General features: G+C 62.6%; 14 protein-coding genes, 1 tRNA gene and 1 pseudogene. 13 read left to right on the forward strand and 3 right to left on the reverse strand.

Going from position 1 to position 14,423, the window contains the following annotated elements; genetic code table 11:
• Positions 1-136 precede the first annotated feature (136 nt).
• The gene (locus tag JM946_RS24180; RefSeq protein WP_203169954.1) at positions 137-1,234 is read right to left on the reverse strand and encodes a Gfo/Idh/MocA family protein; all 1,098 of its coding nucleotides are present in this window, start codon (positions 1,232-1,234) and stop codon (positions 137-139) included.
• Positions 1,235-1,316: 82 nt separating this feature from the next.
• On the opposite strand from JM946_RS24180, the gene JM946_RS24185 reads away from it, so the two are divergent.
• Both JM946_RS24185 and JM946_RS31800 read left to right on the forward strand, forming a co-directional pair.
• On the forward strand, positions 1,317-2,375 hold the full coding sequence (locus JM946_RS24185) for a helix-turn-helix domain-containing protein (RefSeq protein ID WP_203169955.1): 1,059 nt from the start codon (positions 1,317-1,319) through the stop codon (positions 2,373-2,375).
• Positions 2,376-2,611: 236 nt separating this feature from the next.
• Positions 2,612-2,896 (forward strand): annotated as a pseudogene (locus tag JM946_RS31800) (dihydrofolate reductase family protein); the annotation flags it as partial.
• A 129-nt stretch (positions 2,897-3,025) separates the two neighbouring features.
• Here JM946_RS31800 and JM946_RS24190 read toward each other — a convergent pair.
• Positions 3,026-3,874, reverse strand: coding sequence for a L,D-transpeptidase family protein (locus JM946_RS24190; RefSeq protein ID WP_203169956.1), 849 nt, complete (start codon positions 3,872-3,874; stop codon positions 3,026-3,028).
• A gap of 244 nt (positions 3,875-4,118) precedes the next feature.
• On the opposite strand from JM946_RS24190, the gene JM946_RS30665 reads away from it, so the two are divergent.
• From JM946_RS30665 to JM946_RS24235, 9 genes are all read left to right on the forward strand, one after another.
• A complete protein-coding gene (locus tag JM946_RS30665; protein ID WP_407700598.1) occupies positions 4,119-5,045 on the forward strand; it encodes a LysR family transcriptional regulator in 927 nt (308 codons plus the stop codon).
• A gap of 85 nt (positions 5,046-5,130) precedes the next feature.
• Positions 5,131-5,619: an ester cyclase gene (locus tag JM946_RS24200; protein ID WP_203169958.1), complete on the forward strand. Its 489-nt coding sequence runs from the start codon at positions 5,131-5,133 to the stop codon at positions 5,617-5,619.
• 40 nt (positions 5,620-5,659) lie between these two features.
• Positions 5,660-6,541, forward strand: coding sequence for a helix-turn-helix transcriptional regulator (locus JM946_RS24205; RefSeq protein WP_203169959.1), 882 nt, complete (start codon positions 5,660-5,662; stop codon positions 6,539-6,541).
• Positions 6,542-6,755: 214 nt separating this feature from the next.
• Positions 6,756-7,493: an SDR family oxidoreductase gene (locus JM946_RS24210; protein ID WP_203169960.1), complete on the forward strand. Its 738-nt coding sequence runs from the start codon at positions 6,756-6,758 to the stop codon at positions 7,491-7,493.
• A gap of 60 nt (positions 7,494-7,553) precedes the next feature.
• Positions 7,554-8,468 carry an SDR family oxidoreductase gene (locus JM946_RS24215; RefSeq protein ID WP_203169961.1) on the forward strand — a complete coding sequence of 305 codons (915 nt, stop codon included), beginning with the start codon at positions 7,554-7,556 and terminating at the stop codon, positions 8,466-8,468.
• Positions 8,465-9,049 carry an Isoquinoline 1-oxidoreductase subunit gene (locus JM946_RS24220; RefSeq protein ID WP_203169962.1) on the forward strand — a complete coding sequence of 195 codons (585 nt, stop codon included), beginning with the start codon at positions 8,465-8,467 and terminating at the stop codon, positions 9,047-9,049. Before JM946_RS24215 ends, JM946_RS24220 begins: the two co-directional genes overlap by 4 nt.
• 34 nt (positions 9,050-9,083) lie before the next feature.
• Positions 9,084-9,542: a (2Fe-2S)-binding protein gene (locus JM946_RS24225; protein WP_203169963.1), complete on the forward strand. Its 459-nt coding sequence runs from the start codon at positions 9,084-9,086 to the stop codon at positions 9,540-9,542.
• The gene (locus JM946_RS24230; RefSeq protein WP_203169964.1) at positions 9,539-11,764 is read left to right on the forward strand and encodes a xanthine dehydrogenase family protein molybdopterin-binding subunit; all 2,226 of its coding nucleotides are present in this window, start codon (positions 9,539-9,541) and stop codon (positions 11,762-11,764) included. The genes JM946_RS24225 and JM946_RS24230 overlap by 4 nt, the downstream gene beginning before the upstream one ends.
• 129 nt (positions 11,765-11,893) lie before the next feature.
• Positions 11,894-12,064: a hypothetical protein gene (locus tag JM946_RS24235; RefSeq protein ID WP_203169965.1), complete on the forward strand. Its 171-nt coding sequence runs from the start codon at positions 11,894-11,896 to the stop codon at positions 12,062-12,064.
• Positions 12,065-12,431: 367 nt separating this feature from the next.
• On the opposite strand, the gene JM946_RS24240 is transcribed toward JM946_RS24235, so the two are convergent.
• Positions 12,432-12,508, reverse strand: a tRNA-Met gene (locus JM946_RS24240).
• A gap of 259 nt (positions 12,509-12,767) precedes the next feature.
• Between JM946_RS24240 and JM946_RS24245 the strand changes: the two genes are divergently transcribed.
• Positions 12,768-13,541 (forward strand): SDR family NAD(P)-dependent oxidoreductase, encoded by a 774-nt coding sequence (locus JM946_RS24245; protein ID WP_203169966.1) that lies wholly within the window; start codon positions 12,768-12,770, stop codon positions 13,539-13,541.
• 164 nt (positions 13,542-13,705) lie between these two features.
• Positions 13,706-14,410 carry an OmpA family protein gene (locus JM946_RS24250; RefSeq protein ID WP_203169967.1) on the forward strand — a complete coding sequence of 235 codons (705 nt, stop codon included), beginning with the start codon at positions 13,706-13,708 and terminating at the stop codon, positions 14,408-14,410.
• Positions 14,411-14,423: the final 13 nt, after the last annotated feature.

A 14,423-nucleotide genomic window follows, 5' to 3' on the forward strand; every position in this document is an offset into this window, starting at 1 on the left:
TTGGCTATCCACGACCGGCTGCTCGATGAGCATGGAGCGCCTCCATCGCGCATTGGATCCGCAACTGCAGGTGAGTCCAGTTTGCTAAAACGACCAGTACGAGGAGCAAGTCATACGAAGCAGGCGTCGGCTCGTTTTACATGACGCTCACCGCGCGCCGCTGTTGGGCCGAGGCGTAAATCGCCTCCATGACACGTAAGTCATCGATCGCATCTTCGGCGCTCACTTGCGGCCTGGCTCGGCCGGCGATGCAATCTGCGAAGTGTTGGTACATCCGGGGCAACTGGTCTGTGACGGGCAGACCCAGCTCTTCAATGCGATTCGGCCGTTCTAGGCCGACAGTGAGACGTTCGCCGATAACCGGCGTCGCAGGATCCAGGCACATCCAGGAATCGCGAGTGGCGACGTGCAGCCGGTTCTGCAGCCGATGCCGCCAGCTGGCAGAGCCCGTCGCGATCACGCCAGTCTCGAACTCGAATGTAAACGCCACATGATCCTCGATGGCCTGCGGCCGCGAGGCATCGTGACCGGTCACTGCCATCACCTGTTTGGGCACACCGCCGCCTAGCCACCGGCACAGTTGCACGCTATAGACGCCGATGTCGTACAGGCAGCCGCCGCCAGCCAGCTTCGGATCAAAGCGCCAGTTTCCGGCGGGCAACTCCATGCGGAAGCCCTTATGTGCATCGATGGCCACCAGCGGACCGTGCACTGCTTCGACAACGCGCCTGCGGACTTCCTGCACATGGGGCGAGAACCAGGCACGGTAGGCAGGCATGAGTACGCGACTGCGCTCGACCGCGAGTCGCGCCAATCGACGGGCCTGCGTGCTCGAGGCGGCAAGCGGCTTCTCACAGATGACGTGCTTACCGGCGTTCAGCGCTTGCTCGGCGAACTGCGCGTGCAGGCCAACGGGAAGACAAATGTGGACCGCATCGATGCGCTCGTCCTGGGCCAGCCGGTCGAAGTTGGCGTAGGTGTACACGGCATCGGCGGGGATGCCATAGTCGCGGGCGAGGGGCGTGGCACGCTCCCTGTCACCGCTCACCAGGCCGGTAACTACGATTTGGGGTAGACCTCGCGTTCGCTCCATTACCAAGCGGGCGTAACTGCCGAGCCCGACCATCGCGACACCGACCGGGCGGGCCTGCCGCTCTGCTCCGGATGTCGTTGCAGCGGCAAACACGCCCGGTACCGCCAACCCTGTAGAAACCAACAGATCTCTGCGACGCATGTACTTTCCTGGATAATGCAGCCTTAGATCGGGCCATTCTGGCGCGCAGCCGGCGGTGGACAATGTCAGAACCGGTTCTGTCATGACTTTGGAAAGCTTCAACACGTTGCTTCTGGCCCTGACCGGACCGGCGGCGGCGCTGCTGCTGGCTGCCGTGCTATTGACGCTGCGTCCGATGCGGGGCCCACAGGAGCTCTGGCTTTCGGTCTGGCTGGTGGGCCTCGCGATCCGTTTCGGCAAATCGACGTTGAATGCGCTGGTGGGACTGGAGAGTTGGGCACTGAACATCGGCCTGGCGGGCATGGCTCTGGCTCCGCCGGCGCTGCTGCTGGCCATCAAGGCCAGCGCCGGCATGCCGTTCAATACGCGCCAGCTGATTCATTTCGCGCCCGCTGCTGTTCTCGCCGTCGGCGCGGGCTGGATTCCAAACGTCAGCGGCGAGCCGATATCGGCTCTCATCTACATCGGGATCCTGTTGCTATGGGCGGGATACACCTTGATGGCGTGGCGCCTACTGCTGACCGCCGGACCGCAGTCGCCTTCGGACCGCCATCTCATGAAGGTCATTGCCTCGGTCACGACGGTTGCGGGATGTCTGTTCGTCGCGATCTTCGTCGGCCTGCCGCAGTTCTACTTGTTGAACTGCGCGGTGTTCTCTTTCGCGGTGCTTGGCTTGGCCGCGCTGCTGGCGATAGAGATATCGAATCGCCCGCGCCCACGGATACCCGCCACACGCATCGCGACGCCGGACCAGATCGCCCTCACCGATCGCGCCCGTGCCGTTCTCGCCGATCGACGGGTGCTGGCCAATCACGGCATGAGCCTCGCCTCCATGGCTCGCAAGCTCGGCGTGGCACAGAAGACGCTATCGACCGCGATAAACGCGGTGACCGGCGAAAGCTTTACCACTCTGATGAACACGGGCCGCATCGCAGTGGCGCAACGAGAGTTGCTGACGACAACGAATTCGATCGAAGTCATCGCCGAGCGCTGCGGGTTCTCTTCGGCAAGCGCCTTCCATCGCACTTTCCGCCGACACGTACAGCTGACTCCAGCGGAATGGCGTCGGAACAACGGAACTAGGCCCGCAGTTGGTCGAGCGGCCGCAGGGGTCGAAACATCTGACGCCGAAGCTCGTTGAGCTGAGCGGTGGTTCATGGCTCACAACCGCTTGCAACCGACGCGATGAACGGAACAGGCTGGGTGCGCACAGATGCCGATGAGGATTCCGTGCGCTGCCAAATATGATCTTTGCATCGAGGGCGCCCGGCTCGTCGAGTTCTTATCGAGGGCTTTAAACATCGTCGGCATGACGACCTTCGATTCTCGGCGATATGGAGGAACAGTCCAGCGGAGCGCCCAGCTCAGGAAACTCACATGGGACTTGTAGCTTTCAGTCTCAATGTCACTCTAGACGGGTGCGTCGACCACCAGGAGGGAATCGCCGCTGACGAGACGCACGCTTTCTTCAGGCGCCTCATGGACGAGAGTGTGGCGATGCTACGGGGCCGCACCAACAAGAGATGATGAAGAGCTACTGGCCGACCGCCGCCCGCGGCGATGTCGAGGCACCGCCGACGGTGCGGAAATGGGCGATGAAGCTGCGGAATCAAGCCAAAGTACGCCGTGTCGTCGACGCGAACGGACCTCCCGTGGACCAATTGCCGAGTCATGTCGTCGCTGGTGGCGGGGCTGCTGACGCAGCCCCATTTCCCGTCAGCTTGTCGCCCACGTCCTACCGAGATCGTGAGCCTGGTGGTCGAAATCTCGTTGATGGAGCAACGCGCGACTTCAGATTGCCGATGAAGGCGCGGCCTCAAGCGCGATCAGTGTCGACTTGCCTGAGGCAGTGCGTAAAGCCGTCTCGGCAAGTTCCCAATCGGTAGCGCGGGGCGTGTCGCCCATCACGCGCTCGATCATGCTTGAAAGAGCCGCGAGTGCTACTGCGAGGCTTTGTTCGTCCTCTCCATTGTTCGAATGGACCTCTATGAGCACCTCACCGTCGATCCTGCCGACTTTCACCGGTTCGTCAATGAGCGTGACTTTCGTTCCCACCGGCACCATTCGGAAGAGTGCCGCGACAGCTTCTGGGTACATTCTGATGCATCCGTGTGTTACAGGCATGCCGATCGCGACGGGATTGTTGGTGCCATGGATGAGATACGTATGGTCATCCAGTCCAAGTCGCATCGTGAATTCGCCTAACGGATTGTCAGGTCCAGGCGGCACTACCCGAGGAAGCGGCTCACCCCTTTGGGCATGCTCACGTCGTATGGACTCCGTGGGATACCAGGAAGGCCTTTCGGCCTTGGCGATAACGGTCGTCTGCCCAATTGGAGTTTCACGGCCAGTTCCGCCCACGCTGACTGGATGTGTGATCACCATTCGCGCCTGTCCTTTTCGCTTTTTCGGGTAGTAGTACAAACGATTCTCCGGCAAGTTGACGACGATGCCTTCGCGCGGCACGGAAGGCAGAATGTGTCTACCGGGGATCACGACCGAAGTGCCTTCGCCAGGAAGCCAAAGGTCAACTCCCGGGTTTGCCTTCTGGATTTCTTCGAAACCTATGCCGTGGCGACGCGCAATATCGAGAAGAGTGTCGGCGTGCTGGGCGGTGATCACGAAGTCATTGCCGACCACCGAACTATCATCGCTTTCCAGTTCAAATTCGGCAGCACATACCGCTGCTGACAGGAGACTGCAAAGCAGAGACACACCAGCCGAGGCGGTACGTGCCCAGCTGGTTACTGCCCTGGAACCTCCCAGTGGAGAATGTGGTTGGCGAAATCGAGAATGTTCTCGGCGCATCATTGGGGTCTCGTATCCTATTTGGTTCGTGGCTGATCTAAACTGTGTCGATCTGTGTGTGCAATGGACAACGACTGTGGATCTCACGACCGCGCTTCGCGCCTTCATTCGCACCGTAGAGCGCGGATCCGTCACTGCGGCTGCGCGCGACCTGGGCGTGTCGCAGCCCGCAATCACGAAGCATCTGCGCAATCTCGAGCGTGAAGTGGGCGCGCGCTTGATCGAGCGCTCCGCGCGAGCCGTGCGTCCCACATCGCTTGGTCAGACGTTTTACGAGGCGACTCGAACCGGGCTCATGACGATCGACGCCGCCCTTGAATGTGTCCGACGCGACATGCGCGAAGTCGAAGGGTTGTTGCGGGTTCATGCGCCCACCTGTATCGGTGCAAAGCACTTGCACCCGATCGTGCTGGAGTTTCAACGCAAGCATCCGTCTGTGAGTGTGGATCTCGTTCTTGAAGACCGCACCGTCGATCTCGTCTACGACAATTTCGATATCGGCGTGAAGTACGGGCGCCCCGAAGGCAAGGACATCGTCATCCGCCGGCTGGGAGCAATCCGCCGCATTCTCGTTGCTTCCCCTGATTTCCTCGCCAAGGTTGGTCCCATCGAGTCGATTGACCGACTGAACGAAGTGCGCGTGACCACGACCGCCGCTGTCGCTTCGGCGCAGAGAACGCTCACGCTGACTCACCGCGATGGCGCTGTCATCGACGCGAAGGTGAAAGAGGTCCTGCGCACGAACAATCCGCAGGTCATCACGAACACGTTGCTGGGCGGCCACGCGGCCGGACCGGTCCAGCAGTTGCTGGTTCTCGAAGAGCTCGCTGCCGGCAAGCTCGTCCGCATCCTTCCGGAGTACGAGGTCAAGTCCAACGACGTGTTCTGGGCATATCCATCCGTTCGTTTCATGCGCCCGGCGGTCAGAGCGTTCACTGATTTCGTGATTCCAATGCTACGCGCCACCGAGGGTGTTGTCGTCGACGCGTCCCATCACGAATAGTTATCGAGGTCATCACCGCAGACGCGTCGACGCGGCCAACATTCGACCGCACAGTACTGCTTTCGCGCAGTGCAGAGGATCGAACATGGCTCGCAAAGACGCTGTCGCAATCGTGGAAACCTTCTGGCGCGAAGTCTGGATGAGGCCGCAGAACCCGGACGCGATCGATCGACTTGTCGCTGAAGATTTCGTGATCACTTCCGCAGGCCAGCAGATCCATGGGCGGGCCGCGTTCAAGCAGTGGGTCATCGAGTTCCAAAGCAAGCTCCTTGAGCTGGAATTCGAGGTCATCGAGACGTTTCAGAACGAGGCGGGCGATCGCGTTGCCTCGCGGTGGCGAGTCACGGGCAGAAACAACGGCATCCTCGGTACCGAGCCGGACGGGCAACCGATCTCGATGGTGGGCACAGCCGTGCTCGCGGTTCGCGAGGATGGAGTGCTGGCGCACAACTGGGTAGAGCGCAATGCATGGGAGATTTACAGCCAGCTGCTGCTGAAGCAGAGCGAGCAGGGTGTTGCAACGCGCCAGCCGAACTCGAGTGGCGGGGAGAGGCGAGATGCGCGACGATCTTGAGTCTCTGGCACGTGTCGCATTGTGATCCATGGCGGCGCTCATGAGTGCTCTTGCTAGCTCGATCGGGGAAGTGACGCGTGTCGTCGGCGCGTCGCCGCCGCTGCTTCCGCAAACCCTTTCATGTGGCGCTCGGCTGAGTGCACGCTGGTTGAATCCGCCGTTCTCGGGATATCAGCGACCCATGGAGGAGCACGTCATCGTTGCGCATTTCGGCGGCTTCTCGCGTGGGACGGTAAAAACCGACGGCAAGCTGCACGTCGCAACCTTCGCTCCCGGTACCTTCAGTCTCTGCCCCATGGAACGCGATGCCGTACGTGCGAGCGATCGCCCCATCGAAGTCGGAACGCTCTTTCTGGGCCCAACTCGCCTGCGGTCCGTGTCCGAGCAGTTTGCGGGCGATCGGCGCATCGAGCTGGTCGATCGGGTGACCTTCCGCGACCCGAAGCTGTTCAAGCTGCTGGAGTTGCTGTTCGACGAAGGCGATCCCGGCGATCCGGGCAAGCGACTGTTCATGGAGCAGTTGGTCGACCTGATCACCTTGCAGCTTCTCAGGGAGCATTCCGCGTTCGCGGGTCCGCTCGCATCGTCGCCACGGCGGGGCCTCGCGCAGTGGCAGGTCAAGCGCGTGACGGCTTACATGCAGGAACATCTCGGTGAGGAAATCGGGCTCGGCGAGCTCGCCGACACGCTGAACCTGAGCCGATATTATTTCTGCACGGCGTTCAGAGTGGCGACCGGTTATACGCCGCATGAGTGGCTGACTCGATTGCGAATGGACTTGTCGCGCAAGCTGCTCGCGGATCCGGCGATGCGCATCACCGATGTTGCGCTGGTGGCCGGCTACCAGACGCCTTCAGCCTTCGCCGCGGCATTTCGCAAACACGTGGGCGCGAGCCCCACCGAGTATCGCCGGCGACTGTAGCTCGTCGTCGCCCCTGCGAATCGTCTTGCTCATAGCTCCCCTTGGTGCGGATGCCGAGCCGCGTCACTGAGCTGTCGCTCCGCCCAGACTTCGAAGCAGACCGGCCGCATCTTCAGCTCAGCAATAGCGAGACAGTGTGCGCAATCCCGGAACGGCGGGCCATCCGGAACGCAGATAGCTTGTCACTTCTCGCTCGAATCAATGGAGATGCGCGATGCAGTGGTCACAACGAACCGCCATTGTCACAGGCGCCAGCCGCGGAATCGGAGCAGCAATCGCGCAGCGCCTCGCCGCGGACGGATTCAATGTGGTCGTCAACTACGCCGGCAGTGCTGCCGACCCCGAGGCGCTGATTGAGCGCATCCGTGCGGGCGGCGGGTCCGCGCGCGCCGCGCGTGCCGACGTGAGCAACCCAACCGCCGTGCGCGCGATGTTCGACGAGGCAGAGCAGGTATTCGGCGGGATCGATGTGCTCGTCAACAACGCCGGCATCATGCAGCTCGAGCTTATTGCAGATGCCGACGATGCGCTCTTCGATCGTCATGTCGCGGTGAATCTGAAAGGTGTGTTCAACGGCATGCGAGAGGCGGCGCGGCGATTGCGCAGTGGCGGGCGGATCATCAGCTGCTCCTCAAGCGTCGTCGGGCTGTATCAGGCGACTTACGGCGTCTATGCCGCGACGAAGGGCGCTGTCGAAGCGCTCACACACGTGCTCGCGAACGAAATGCGCGGCCGAAACATCACCGTGAACGCCATTGCACCTGGGCCGACGGCGACCGATCTGTTTCTGGAAGGCAAGCCGCCTGAACTCATCGAACGCTTCAAGAAGATTGCCCCGCTGGAGCGTCTGGGAACACCCGCCGATATCGCTGCCGTCGTTGCCTTTCTCGCCGGACCAGACGGTGCGTGGATCAACGGTCAGGTGCTGCGTGCGAACGGAGGCAGCGTCTGATCGGCCGACAAGGTCCTTCCGTCGCAAGCAGATTCCGCAACATCCAATGGAGCAAGAATTATGACGATCAAGATCATCCTGGTGACCGGCGCCTCGAGCGGTTTCGGTCGCCTCACAGCCAATGCCCTCGCGGTATCGGGCCACACCGTGTACGCCTCGATGCGCGAGACGACAGGGCACAACGCGCCGCAAGTTCGCGACGTACAGGCGTACGCCCAGGAGCAGGGCGTCGATCTGCGAGCGCTCGAGCTCGACGTCGGCAAACAGGCATCGGTCGATGCAGCGATTGCGAACATCATGCAGGAGCATGGTCGCATCGACGTCGTCGTGCATAACGCCGGACACATGGTCTTTGGACCGGCGGAGGCCTTTACGCCCGAGCAGTTCGCGGAGCTCTACGACATCAACGTACTGTCCACTCAGCGCGTGAATCGGGCAGTGTTGCCGTACATGCGCAGGCAGCGACAAGGACTGTTGGTTTGGGTGTCCTCTTCCAGCTGTGCTGGCGGCACGCCGCCTTATCTCGCGCCGTATTTCGCGGCGAAGGCGGGCATGGATGCATTGGCGGTTCAGTACGCGCGTGAGTTGTCGCGGTGGGGCATCGAGACCTCGATCATCGTTCCGGGCGCTTTCAATCGTGGCACGAATCACTTCGCGCATTCGGGACGCCCCGCCGATGAGGCGCGTGCTGCGGAGTACGACGCAGGCCCTTACAAGGGCTTGGCGCAGCAGATCCAGCAGGTGTTCGACAAGATCATTCCTGAAGACGCCGACCCCGGACGAGTGGCGGGCGCGATCGCGTGCGTTGTCGATGCGCCGTTCGGCGAGCGCCCGTTCCGCGTGCACATCGATCCCAGCGAAGATGGCGCGTCGATCGCCTTCGCCGTCATCGATCGCGTCCGCGACGAGATGCTACACAGGATGGGCTTCGCAGATCTTCTCAAGCCGAACGTCGTCGCGAGCGTGGCGTCATGAGCGCCCAACATTCCACATCCGCCGGACTCTGTGCGCTCGCGCTTGCGGCGTGTGCTCAGCCCTCAACAAGACACCATGCAAGCGACAGCGCCGCGATCGAGGCGTTCCAGACCGTGCATGCCGTCTTCATGCATCCGCGTTGCCAGAACTGTCACATTGCCGGCGACTCACCGCTGCAATTCGATGCGGGCGTGCCGCACGCGATGAGCGTCGTGCGCGGGCCGGATGGTCACGGCGGTGAGGGCTTCGCGTGCTCCTCGTGTCATGGCGAAGCGAACTCGCCCGCTCACATGGGCCCACACGCACCGCCCGGTGCGCCGCATTGGGGATTGCCGCCGCCGCATCAAAAAATGGCGTGGATCGGGATGTCGCCGCGTGAGTTGTGCGAGTCGATCAAGGATCCGCGCTTCAACGGCAATCGCCATCTCGCAGCGCTCGACAAGCATGTTACGACGGACAAGCTCGTGCTATGGGGTTGGAACCCCGGCGGCAATCGCCCGCCAGTGCCGATCGCACACGAGGAATTCGTCGCGCAATTCCGGATCTGGGCCGCTGCCGGCGGTCCGTGCCCGACGAACTAGTCACCGCGCACATTCGGCTCACGCTGGAGAAATCATGCTGACACTCAACGTCAATGGCTCGACGCGCCACGTCGACGCCGATGGAGATACCGCACTGCTGTGGGTCTTGCGAGAGCATCTCGGGCTCACTGGCACGAAGTATGGCTGCGGCATCGCGATGTGCGGCGCGTGCACGGTGCACGTCGACGGTGTGCCGAAACGCGCGTGCATCACACCGGCGTCGTCCGTCGTCGGCAAGCAGATCACGACGATCGAAGGGCTCGCGCCAGCCGGCGATCATCCGCTGCAGAAGGCATGGATTGCGGAGCAGGTCCCGCAATGCGGCTACTGTCAGTCGGGTCAGATCATGCAAGCAGCCGCACTGTTGCAGCATGTGAAGCAACCGACGCGCGAGCAAATCGTGCGGCACATGGATGGCAATCTGTGTCGCTGCGGCACGTATCAAGGCATCGTGCGCGCAATCGAACGCGCCGCGAAGGAGGTGGCAACATGAGCACCTTCGCAGTGCCGCCTGGGCGATGGAGTCGGCGCGCATTCCTCGCCGCGAGCGGTGGCTTGAGTGTCGCGCTACTCGCCGATGGCGCAATCGAAGTGGCGAGCGCATCGGAAGCGCCGCCGGCCACGCACGCGTTGAACGCCTGGATCACGATCGACCGCGACGACATCGTCACGGTGAAGTCCGGCTCGGCAGAGATGGGCCAGGGCGTGCTCACCTCGCTGCCGCTCATCGTCGCGGAGGAGATGGATGCGGATTGGTCGCGCGTGCGCGTCGAGATGGTCACGCACGATGCCAAGACTTATGGCAATCCGAAGATCTTCGGCATGCTGTATACCGCGGGCAGCACCTCGATCGAAGCGTACTTTGATACCTTGCGCCGAGCCGGCGCAGCCGCACGGCGCGTATTGATCTACTCCGCCGCGCGTCACTGGGGCGTTGCTCCCTCGCAGCTCGAGTCGTCGAGCGGATCGATCGTGCATCATCCGAGCGGACGCAAGCTGCGATTCGGCGAGATCGCTGTTCTGCGCGCGGTCAGCAGCGTGCCTGCGATCACGGATGCCGATTTGAAACCGCGCTCCGCTTATCGACTGATCGGCACGAACGTCGAACGCGCCGACGTGCCGCCAAAGACGCGCGGCGAGCAGCAATACACGATCGACATGCGTCTTCCAGGAATGCTGCATGCGGCCGTGCTGCGCGCGCCGGTGGAAGGCGAGGCGCCGACCGCGATCGACGCTGTGGCCGCGAAGGCTATCCCAGGCGTCGTAGACATCGTTCGGTTGCCTGAAGGTGTCGCGATCGTCGCAGAGCGCTGCGAAGCCGCACTCGCTGGAAAGGCGGCTCTGAAGGTCGAGTGGAGTCAGGCTTCGGAGCTTCGCTCCGCCGATAGCGAGCAGGATCTGCAAGCGGATGTTGCGACAGCCAAAGATCTGAATCGCCGCGGCGCCGCTTGGCGCGAACGGGGCGCGGCGCTCGCCGAGATCTCACGAGCCGAGCGCGTCGTGACGCGCGAATATGCAACCAACTACGTCTATCACGCGCAGCTCGAACCGCTGGCCGCCGTCGCGTCGGTGGGGGCGGACGGAAAGAGCGCGGAGATCTGGATCGGTACGCAAGCCCCGAGTGTCGCGCTCGGTGTCGCGACCCAGGTGCTACAAACGACGCCCGAGAAGATCCGTGTGCATCTGCTGCAAATGGGCGGCGGTTTCGGACGTCGCACGATGTTCACGCGCGAGCTGTTGCGCGACGCGCTCATCGTGTCGCGCCAGGTGCGACGCCCGGTGAAACTGCTGTGGACGCGCGAAGAGGATGTGCGCAATGGTTGGTTTCGCCCGGCGACCGCGCAACTACTGCGCGCGTCGTTGAGCACCGATGGGAACGTCGAAGCGTGGCATCACCGCATCGCGTGTCCGTCGGTCGCGGGCTACTACTCGGCAGAGAATCTCGCGCGTGCGAACAATCGCGACCTGTTCGTCATGGAGGGTGCGGAGTTGAGTGAATACGGCGTGCCTCACTTGCTCGCGGAACACGTCATCACGACGCGGCGGGCGCGCATCGCGGCATGGCGCGGTATTGGCGCCGGTCACAACGCGTTTGCGGTCGAGGCGTTCATGGACGAGCTCGCGGCGGAAGCGAAGGCGGATCCGGTCGAGTTTCGCCGCCGGCATCTCGCCGGAAATGTCCGTGCGCTCGCGGTGCTCGATCGCGTCGTTGCGATGTCGCAGTTCGGCGAGGCGCCGGAAGGGCGCGCGCATGGTCTCTCGCTCGCGCCGTACAAAGCGTCGATGGCGGCGGGCGTCGCGGAGATTTCCGTGGACCGCACGTCCGGCGTCGTGCGTGTTCATCGCTTCTGGGCGGCAGTCGACCCGGGCTTGGCGGTGCACCCGCGCAACATCATCGCGCAAGTCGAAGGCGCGATCGTGTGGGGACTGTCCGGGGCGCTGAAGGAGCGCATCACGATCAAACAGGGCGAAGTCCAGCAGAGCAACCTTCACGAGTACACGTTCATGCGGCTGCGCGACGTGCCGGAGATTCGCGTCGAGATCGTGCCGTCGAGCGCGCCGCCGAGCGGCGTCGGCGAGTTGGGCGTCCCGATGACCGGTGCTGCCGTTGCGAATGCCTTCTTTGCATTGACGGGCAAACGACTGCGGCACATGCCATTCGATGCCGAACGTGTACGAAACGCGCTCGACGCACCCGGAAATCATCAATCCTGATTTGCTCGCGTTTATTCGCGACTGAAGTCGCATTCGCAATGGGCTGCGAGGAACGCCTCGCAGCTGCGCGAACGCGCGTTTCATCATTGACCAGAGGCGATTCGTCCGTGGCGGATCGAAGTGAATGCAATGAACATCGCTGGACCGGACGCATATTCGACAGACCGTGCAGCAGCGGACGATCAGTGGCTCGATGAGGCGCTCGCGGACTCGTTTCCCGCGAGCGATCCACTGTCTCTGTTTCACGGCCAATCGAACCCGCCCGAAGGCGAGGACGACGGCGACTCTGCGGCGCGTTGAAGGCTTCAGATTCCGACCATAGGCCCGGGCATGTCCCCGGTCCATCCGCTGCCGCCTTGTCATGCATCTGTTCTTTCGCGAGCTGGAACCTGATGCTGGGCAAGAATCTGCTCTGGGTCGCCAAGCAGCACGGGCACAGCATGCAGACCATGCCGGAGGTTTATGCCGCTTGGATCGAGGCTCGCAGGACGCCGATCTTGAGGCCTTTCGTCGGGCCATGGAGGCATGCCCCACGCAGCCAGGTCGCCCACTCCCGCTGTGCCCAGTATCAGCCCCAGCCGTCCTCAGGTGTCCCTAGCATTTGGCACTAGTATGGCAGTAGGACCCCGCCATGAGGGGCTAAGTCGCGGATGAGAAGGGAAATGTATGGTGGAAAGGGAGGGACTCGAACCCTCGACCCCGGCATTATGAGTGCCGTGCTCTAACCGGCTGAGCTACCTTTCCAAGCCGTTGCCAACTGTCGGGGCGCCGAGCAAGGGCGGTCCCGGGAGGCGGGGGCGGCGATTCTCCTGGGGGCGGTCCGGGGTGTCAAGATCGCGGCGCCGGATTCCAGGTAAAAAGCTGCAAAGCGCTGGCTTCGGGCCAAAAACAGCGCCGAACCAGCCGAATGCGAGCCGGCCAGAACGAGAGCAACTACGCCGTTCCGACGGCTTTTCCGCAAGGCGCGGTTTGCTACAGTCGCCCCGGTTCACAGGGGGAAGGCATGACCAGCAGCCAGCGATTTTCCGTAAAGGGTAAGGCAGTTTTGATCACCGGCGCTTCGAGCGGCTTTGGCGAGCATTTTGCGCGCGTGTTGGCGGCGGAAGGGGCGAAGGTGGGGTTGGCGGCGAGGCGGGTGGAGGCGCTGAAGGCGATTGCGACGGAGATTCGCGAGGCAGGCGGTGTGGCCACGACGGTGAAGCTCGATGTCACCGATGCCGAATCGATCCGGCAGGCTGTGCAAACCGTCGCCGATGAGTTCGGCCGCATCGACGTCCTGGTCAACAACTCGGGTGTGTCGATCGGCAAGCCGCTGCTGGAGCAGACCGCGGATGATTTCGATGCCGTCATCGATGTAAATCTGCGAGGCGCGTTTCTAGTCGCGACCGAGGTGGCGCGACGTATGCGCATGGACGGCAAGGGCGGCAGCATCATCAACATCGAGTCGATCTTGAGCTTCAGGCAAGCGGGGCAGATTGCGCCGTACGCGGCTTCGAAGGCAGGGCTGACGCAGCTCACGAGGTCGATGGCGCTGGAGTTGGCGCGTTACAAGATTCGAGTGAATGGCATCGCGCCGGGTTATTTCGCCACGGACATCAACAAAGAGTTCTTCGATACCGAAGGTGGAGCGCAGATGATCAAGCGCATGCCGTCGCGAAGGCTTGGCGAGCTGCACGAATTGGAAGGGCCGCTGTTGTTGTTGGCGTCGGATGCGTCGAGTTACATGAGTGGCGCGACGATCGTTGTGGATGGCGGGCATCTGAATAGCACTCTCTAAGCTCGCAGCGCCCAGCCCGCACAATTCGCCACATTCTTTCCCCACCTCGCCATAGCGCGCATCGGATTGCGTCCGCATCCGGGTCTTGAATAGCTCCCACGGGCAAACGTCACCCGCCTCCCGCAAGGGGAGCAACGACGGCCGGTTCGATGAGGAGCGCGACTATGTTCAAGAAAGCTTTGATTGCAGCGGTGGCCATTGCGGTGAGCGGCGGTGCGGCTCATGCGGGCGAAAAGAACAAGTTCACCAAGGAAGAAGGCGTCGGCATGTTCAGCGGCGCGGCGGCGGGCGCCATCGTCGGCGGCCCGGTCGGTGCGGCGGTGGGATTCATGTTCGGCGGCATTCTTGGTGACAGCATCGGCACGGCGTCGCGAGCGCAGCTGCACGCCAAACAGGTGGAAGATCATTCCAAGAAGCTCGAGCAGGAGCTGATCGATACGCGCATCGCGCTGGCCAAGGCGAGTGAGCGTACCGGTGGCGACGAAATGCTCGACGCGCTCGCGCAGCGCCTGCATGCGGATGTGATGTTCCGTACCAACGAAGCGACGATGGATTCGGACGTGGTCACCAAGCTGGAAGATCTCGGCAAGCTCCTGGCGCTGCATGGTGAGTTGGAAGTGCAATTGCACGGCTTCGCCGATCCGCGTGGCTCGTCGGAAAAGAATCTCGAGCTCTCGTTGGAGCGCGCGAATGCGGTTCGTGAGGCGCTGATTCGCGGCGGCGCCGCGCCGGAGCAGATCCAGTTGGCGGCTCACGGCTCGGATCTGACCACGGCGCCGAAGGGAGATCTGGAGGCCTATGCCTGGGAGCGCCGGGTGAGTCTCTCGATCCGGCCGATGGCCACCTCCGCGGTGGCGCGCAACGAGTGAGCTTCGTTGCCAT

Source organism: Steroidobacter gossypii (assembly GCF_016801985.1).
In the GTDB taxonomy this organism is placed as follows: Bacteria; Pseudomonadota; Gammaproteobacteria; order Steroidobacterales; family Steroidobacteraceae; genus Steroidobacter; species Steroidobacter gossypii.

Bases quoted from the DNA above. Each gene is read 5' to 3' on its own strand.
- JM946_RS24180 (WP_203169954.1), bottom strand. From the start codon at position 1,234: ATGCGTCGCAGAGATCTGTTGGTTTCTACAGGGTTGGCGGTACCGGGC.
- JM946_RS24225 (WP_203169963.1), top strand. From the start codon at position 9,084: ATGCTGACACTCAACGTCAATGGCTCGACGCGCCACGTCGACGCCGAT.
- JM946_RS24250 (WP_203169967.1), top strand. From the start codon at position 13,706: ATGTTCAAGAAAGCTTTGATTGCAGCGGTGGCCATTGCGGTGAGCGGC.
- JM946_RS24230 (WP_203169964.1), top strand. From the start codon at position 9,539: ATGAGCACCTTCGCAGTGCCGCCTGGGCGATGGAGTCGGCGCGCATTC.
- JM946_RS24245 (WP_203169966.1), top strand. From the start codon at position 12,768: ATGACCAGCAGCCAGCGATTTTCCGTAAAGGGTAAGGCAGTTTTGATC.
- JM946_RS24185 (WP_203169955.1), top strand. From the start codon at position 1,317: ATGACTTTGGAAAGCTTCAACACGTTGCTTCTGGCCCTGACCGGACCG.
- JM946_RS24220 (WP_203169962.1), top strand. From the start codon at position 8,465: ATGAGCGCCCAACATTCCACATCCGCCGGACTCTGTGCGCTCGCGCTT.
- JM946_RS24215 (WP_203169961.1), top strand. From the start codon at position 7,554: ATGACGATCAAGATCATCCTGGTGACCGGCGCCTCGAGCGGTTTCGGT.
- JM946_RS24205 (WP_203169959.1), top strand. From the start codon at position 5,660: ATGAGTGCTCTTGCTAGCTCGATCGGGGAAGTGACGCGTGTCGTCGGC.
- JM946_RS24210 (WP_203169960.1), top strand. From the start codon at position 6,756: ATGCAGTGGTCACAACGAACCGCCATTGTCACAGGCGCCAGCCGCGGA.
- JM946_RS24235 (WP_203169965.1), top strand. From the start codon at position 11,894: ATGAACATCGCTGGACCGGACGCATATTCGACAGACCGTGCAGCAGCG.
- JM946_RS24200 (WP_203169958.1), top strand. From the start codon at position 5,131: ATGGCTCGCAAAGACGCTGTCGCAATCGTGGAAACCTTCTGGCGCGAA.